At 55.6% G+C, this 6,124-nt stretch carries 4 protein-coding genes and 1 pseudogene; all 5 read left to right on the top strand.

Translation table 11 applies throughout. The annotated features are described in order from the left end of the window. The first annotated feature begins 776 nt into the window (after window positions 1-776). Window positions 777-1,550 (top strand): aquaporin, encoded by a 774-nt coding sequence (locus QWJ46_RS30690; protein ID WP_004677031.1) that lies wholly within the window; start codon window positions 777-779, stop codon window positions 1,548-1,550. Window positions 1,551-2,423: 873 nt separating this feature from the next. Then, window positions 2,424-3,536: a nodulation factor fucose acetyltransferase NolL gene (gene nolL, locus QWJ46_RS30685; protein ID WP_312038663.1), complete on the top strand. Its 1,113-nt coding sequence runs from the start codon at window positions 2,424-2,426 to the stop codon at window positions 3,534-3,536. A gap of 1,251 nt (window positions 3,537-4,787) precedes the next feature. Continuing rightward, window positions 4,788-4,933: pseudogene (gene nifH / locus QWJ46_RS31380) on the top strand (nitrogenase reductase); the annotation flags it as partial. 281 nt (window positions 4,934-5,214) lie between these two features. Then, on the top strand, window positions 5,215-5,700 hold the full coding sequence (locus tag QWJ46_RS30680) for a NifX-associated nitrogen fixation protein (protein ID WP_004677039.1): 486 nt from the start codon (window positions 5,215-5,217) through the stop codon (window positions 5,698-5,700). 210 nt (window positions 5,701-5,910) lie between these two features. Further along, on the top strand, window positions 5,911-6,124 hold a 214-nt coding region (locus tag QWJ46_RS30675; RefSeq protein ID WP_302756281.1), incomplete at its 3' end, for a hypothetical protein.

Raw genomic sequence — 6,124 nt, 5'->3', positions numbered from 1 at the left:
CGTTCCGTTCGTTTCATGAACCGGCATCATGCAGACTGCTTTCTGCCGCTTGTAACCAGGGATCAGCAAACACCATGCCAACTGCTCCGACGCGCCAAGAAGATGATTTTCGTTTATCGATGGGCGGGTTGAGGGCAGGTTGATGTGTATTTGGCGGAGAGACCGGCGAACAAAACGTTCCAGTCACGACAAATCTGACAAAAGTGGCGAATGCCCGACATTTGCGAGAAATGTCGACGGTTGCGCTGGGGACAAGGGAATTCACGTGGACTTCAAATCGCGCCAAGGATCATGTGCCTGTTCGTGGCTAAGGGGCGTTACTCGACTTCTCGTGAACGTCCCTGGCGGTCTTATCAACCCTTGTCCTGGTTCCTGCTTTGCACCACCTTCCGCTTGGAGCCATGAAGAGGGTCGTTGTTTCGATAATTTGAGGATGGGCTGCTTGGCGATTTGTTCGTAGCCCAGCTCGGGTCCATACGTCTCGGTACGGTTCGCCTGCCTATCCTGTTCACGGCACTTTCGAACCTAAGACCGAACGTCATCAGAGCGATCGCTGTGATGCGCAACATATTTCATTTGGTACGACGTTTGCTGGTGATCGGTGACGCTGGTTGACCATAGGCTCTGATGCCGATCTCGTCGGACAAGGACGCAATTGAAGTCAACTACGGAGGTTTTCGGGACCTGACACGATGATTGGTTCGGTGCATGCGGAACGCTTGGCGGCACGAGGATGACACCGAAAAGTACGTGGGGTCAAATCAATGGAGTGAAAAATGAAAAAGTATGTTTGCGAATTCTTCGGGACCTTCACACTTGTCTTCCTCGGCTGCGGCACATTGCTTTATATGCGTCAAGAGGTGGGCCTGTTGGGTGTCGCTTTAGCCTTCGGGACGACCGTGGTTGCAATGGCCTACACGATTGGCCCAGTCTCGGGCGCGCATCTCAATCCGGCGGTCAGCCTGGGTTTCCTCGTGTCGCGCCGATTGAGAGTGTGGGACTTTCTCGCGTATGTCTCCGCCCAATGTGCAGGAGCTATCGCGGCGGCAGGCACGCTCTACCTTATCGCTATGAACAAGGTCGGCGGTTACGATATCACCCTAGAAGGTTTCGCCCAAACCGGCTGGGTAGTCTACGGATGGAGAGCTGCGTTCCTATTCGAGTTTATCGCCACGTTCCTGTTCGTAACTGTATTCCTCAAATGCACGGCTGGACGCGGCGCTGTTGCACGATTGGCGATTGGACTTGCCTTAGTTGCGATCCACCTTGGCGGTATCACCGTTTCGGGTTCTTCTGTGAATCCAGCACGATCGATCGGCCCAGCACTTTTCGCAGGAGGGGCGGCACTCTCTCAACTCTGGCTTTATATATGTGCGCCAATGCTCGGCGCTATTGCGGCCGGCCTTCTTCAGCTCAGGGGGATCGTCGCGTCAAGCGAGCCGCAAAGTCTGCGCCAATTTGAATCGCGCGAAATGACCAGCGACATATCCAGCCCGGTTTCATTCTTTCGCCACCGAAGGAGAGGTATCCCAAAAAGGGAAAGCCACTGATCGAGGAGGGGGTCTCGACCTTGACAGGGGAGCGCATCCCCAGACACTGGCCGTTGCATCCCGCATATCTTGACGCTTACTGCGATCTTCCTACGGATTGGGACCACGGTCGTCTCTGACGTATCGACAAACGTCGCATACGGATCGACAATGGCAGCCCAACGTCCAGCTATCATTGGCGGCGATCCAAAACGGCGGCGATCGCGGCCAAAGCCTCGTGTATCGCGATACTCACCGACCTTCCGCTCAAGGTTGTCAAGGGTCCGCGATACTCATCCATACCGCAGATGCGTGTCATTAGGAGCATGAATTTTACAATGGTGAGGCTGCCATATAGGACACGTTGGGCGGCGGATCTAATGGAGCAAATCTCCAGCGTCTGGGGGGTTGCGCTGGGGTGCCGATCCACACCCAAGCGCCGGTAGGTGATAGACGATACCCACAGCGGCTAGGAGCCATTGAATCGGCAATATGTTCTTTTGATACGGTGTCGCGCAAGTTTGGCATGGAGAATCATATGCAATCGCAACAATAGCCGAGTGCAGAGTCAAGCAGCGCTACTTGCATACGCGCAAATGTCCGTTAGAAGATTTCGACGACGTGGCAGCCCAAGCAGTTGCGCGGCAGCGAGTTTAGGCGGGGCGTACGTTGCGGCGAAAAACAGCCAATGGACACGCCGAAAACGGCTACTGGGCCTAAGTCGCCACGGTCGCCCTGTGAACTTGGAACCCAGGCAAATTGTATGACCGTTGGCCGTCGTTCAGCATGCCGAAGTCGGAGCGCTGATCGGAAGCTGGATTAGCCTGCATGATGAACGAGAGGTTGGAAAATGCCGCTTTCAAAGGCTCCCGTAGGCATCGTGAGATGTTGAGAATGCGAGCAAGAATTGTAGGTGGAAAGACAGTGCCTGAGGCGCCAGAGGCCGACGATCGCGATCTAGCTTTAGACTTCGCCAAAGGAATACTCATTGTCTTGGTGATTTTCGGTCACCTGATACAATATATCTTTTACGAGGGTGATGGCTTCTGGGATTCGGCATGCTTCAAATCGATCTACATGTTTCACATGCCTCTCTTTATGGCGATAAGCGGATATCTCTCTAGATCAGGGCTACTAGGCAAATCGTTCAGGCAAGCCATCGCTGATCGCGCGCTGCAGCTCCTGGTGCCGACGCTGTTCTGGTGCACCCTTTTGGAGGCAGTCAAATTGCTCATGTTTCCCCGGCCGCCGGACGCACCTGGCAACCTGTTGCAATTCATGCACGATTTCGTCGGCACATACTGGTTCATCTGGGCTGCGTTTGCTTCTTTTCTTTTGGTCAAACTTATTTCGATCTTCAACTCCGGGTCGGCACGCTCTTTGCTTGTCTCATCCATACTGGTCGCAGTTGCCCCCGTGACGTTTTCTATATTCCCTCTCATAAAGTACACCTATCCCTTTTTCTGCATGGGATTTTCATTTGCGCAGTCGAGAGATTGGTGGACGAGCATAATGCGGTATCATAAGCCACTCCTGATGATGTCCGCCTCTATCGCGGCTAGCTTGTGCTTCATGGCGTGGCGCGAGGACACCTATGTCTACAACAATCTCGCCTTAATCCAGGATCTGCAGTCGGCAAAAGATATCCTTCTGATGTTTTTTGGCTCGACAGTGGCCTCTGCAGTGATGATCGAGATTCTGCTTCAATCCTGGAAAATTGGACGCTCGAACCGGGTGGTTCGCTTTATCGCCGTGGAAGTGGGGCAGAGCACGCTCGTGTTGTACCTGGTGCAGGCTACGGTATTCCGTCTCATGGATTTGATACAATACGGAGAACAATGGGCTCCCACAATGAGGTCTGGCGCGGCGGGAATTCTCGGGACGATGATCATTGCCGTAGCACTAGCAGTTCGCTGGAGCGTGCGCGACATTCCCTATCTGTCCCAGCTCATGCTTGGAACGCCACCCCGCCTCGTTCGTTTGCCGAGCAATCCTGCGAATAACTAGCGGTGTTCAATTCTCAACCTAAACTTCGTCAGCAAGCAAGCATGCCAAGGCACGCGTTAAGGGGCCCATTTTTAAAGGATCCTTTTGCACGAAGATCGGCTGAGGTCCGACTGATGTGCCAATCACGTATCGAGAATCCGCAAACCCCTCGCGCCCAATGCTCCGCGACGACGCGGGCGCTTGACCCCCAGGGTATCGACTCCACCCTCTTTGAGGTTGCCAAAGATTCGGTTTGCTTCGCACTTGTTTGGGGTCCGCTTGCCGCCAGGTCCCGTTGTCCCTGCTAAAATCGCGAGCGTTCGCTAAGGTACCAGAAACGCTTTTCCGGCCTGTGCTAAGCAATGACCGGAAACAGCGAGTATCGCCTCAGCGGTCACACCGAGGCAGCACTGCTCCATGACGGCCGCTGCCACAGTCATCCTCTTGCCGGCGCCGACGGTACCGGCCAGCTAGGTCGTGCCGGCAGCATGATCCCCCGGGTGCCGTGTTCTGGTGCGGATAGAGAGTGAACGCGGCCGACGCACGCCGGCAACTTAAGATACACGCCGCCGAGGCGCCCAGGGGCTGGTTGTTGAAACGGTCCTAAAACCTTGCGGCCGGTCGATCCGGTGGGCATCGGACCAGGACCCGGCCCTGAAGGGCCATCTGATCTTCGTGAGCTTCCCCTTTGCCGGCTACGTCTAACAGCCGTTCACTGTGGAAATTCAGAGCGTTGTTGAGCTGTCGCCGGCGTCGCGGGGGCCTATGCCGCTTTCCATTTGCCCGCGGCATTCCCCCAAATGACGGCGCTAACTGTCGAGGAAGGGAGCTCCAGCCAGTGATGCATGCGGGTCTCGGAGTCCATCACTGGGAGGCGCTGTGATCGCCAAGCAAAGAAGATCGACCGGCTGCACCTCGGCAAGCGGCCGGACATTGCGCCCAATCCGCGAATTGAGAGCGGAGCGGCTTCGGCGGGTGTCATTTGTTGCTGACGTGGCCGGAGAATAGGCTTCCGCCGCTGCACCGGGATGCCATTTCTTCGATCCCCACCGCGTCTTGTCCGGTTCACGACAACGTTGTCCTCGATCAATTCTTCATGGGCTAGCTAAGAAGCTGGAAACAATACAGATGCCGTGTTCCGAACCTCAGCGGAGGAGACTGGCATGAGTCTTGAACTCCCAGAACTACGCGGCGGGCAATCGCCTGGTGGAACGTGTGGCGTCCGGTCGAAGTCGATTTGAACCTTGAAGGGAAAATACATGGCAGGTCTGCATCAGTTCGCACGGAAAAGGGGGGATCGGCAAGTACACGGCCTCTCAAGATACTCTCACTGTCCTTGTCGACCTCGAAAAGCTGATTCCACCCCCCGCCTGATCCTCAATTCGAAAGCCCGAGACACGGTTTTACACCTGGCGGCGAATAGGTTGGTTGAGGGTGGAGTTCGCGGCGAAACCTACCGCCACTGGACTATCGCGACGGGAATCTCGCTTGTGAAGCGCTTTTCGTCAAGCCCGCCAGCGTTGCCCGCCGCTTGCCGTTGTTGTTGCGGCCGCCCCGTTTCGAGGGGCCATGTCATTCGTCCGGGCCAAGTTGCGTCGCCACAGGTCCCATCTGCCGCACCATTTTAAGGGATGGTGTTACCGGAAGCGGGTGTGGCCCTTAGTCAAACCGCATCCAACACTCAGGAGGATTTTAACTGATGTCAAACGTCACCCCTGTCCCCAACAATGCTCGATTAGATGAGAAAGATGCTCTCGCCACGCCTTTCATTAAGTGCCTCTTGCGTCTGATGCGTGCTCAAGACACCTTTGAATTGTGGCAAGAGAAATCGGACACCGATTTGCTCTGTGATTTCATCGTGACGAGGCAGCAGCGTAGGGCGATTCCTCTCATCGGGGGACCTGACCTAGAGGTGCAGTGGCGGCTTGAGATCTTCTATGCCGCCGTAGCACTTGCTATAGAGGAGCAGTCCGGACTGATGGCGTCACCGGTGTTGACTGTGAACCATGAGGGATTCGGTCGGATATTACTCACGGCGGGGCGGCTCGTAGTACTCTCGAAGACGCTCCGCGACGTACATCGATTTGGCTTCGACAACCTCCAAAAGCTCGCCGAGGCGGGAACTGGCCTGGTCGATAATGGCTTAACAACAATTAAGACCTATTCAGATGTAGCGCGCGTTTAAGTGCGGTTGAAACGGCTCATATAGGGCGGAATTCTTCGCTAATCTGCCCAGCAATCAAGCAATCCGGGGGTGTGCCCTAGCGTTCTTGGCGCGGGGGGGGGCGACATGGAGGAACCTGCATGACAGTGCGTTCACTACTCACTACGGCTCCTCTTTGGCTCCGGCGTATCTCACAAGCACTGATCAAGCGACGTGTATTGGCTGCGCCCCTTGTTTTCTGGTCTGCCAGTGTTCGGCAGGAAGGTAGGTGGTTGGCCTTCAAATGACCTGCCACTGAATTTTCATCCGGCGGCGATTAGAGCCTCGGCGGTCTTGAACCGCTCCCAAACGTTGGACCACCGGATGCTAGAGTTTTCCGGCTTCATTCAGGGAGGCGGGCTGGTTGCGCCTCCCGAATTCACCAACGAGATCGGCACCTTGTTGC

Origin of the sequence: Rhizobium sp. CBN3 (assembly GCF_030518245.1) — a bacterium.
In the GTDB taxonomy this organism is placed as follows: Bacteria; Pseudomonadota; Alphaproteobacteria; order Rhizobiales; family Rhizobiaceae; genus Rhizobium; species Rhizobium aethiopicum_A.
This window is presented reverse-complemented; position numbering and strand designations above follow the sequence as displayed.

Excerpts from the sequence above, each read along its gene's own strand:
- QWJ46_RS30690 (WP_004677031.1), top strand. The coding sequence starts at position 777 with ATGAAAAAGTATGTTTGCGAATTCTTCGGGACCTTCACACTTGTCTTC.
- nolL (WP_312038663.1), top strand. The coding sequence starts at position 2,424 with ATGCGAGCAAGAATTGTAGGTGGAAAGACAGTGCCTGAGGCGCCAGAG.
- QWJ46_RS30680 (WP_004677039.1), top strand. The coding sequence starts at position 5,215 with ATGTCAAACGTCACCCCTGTCCCCAACAATGCTCGATTAGATGAGAAA.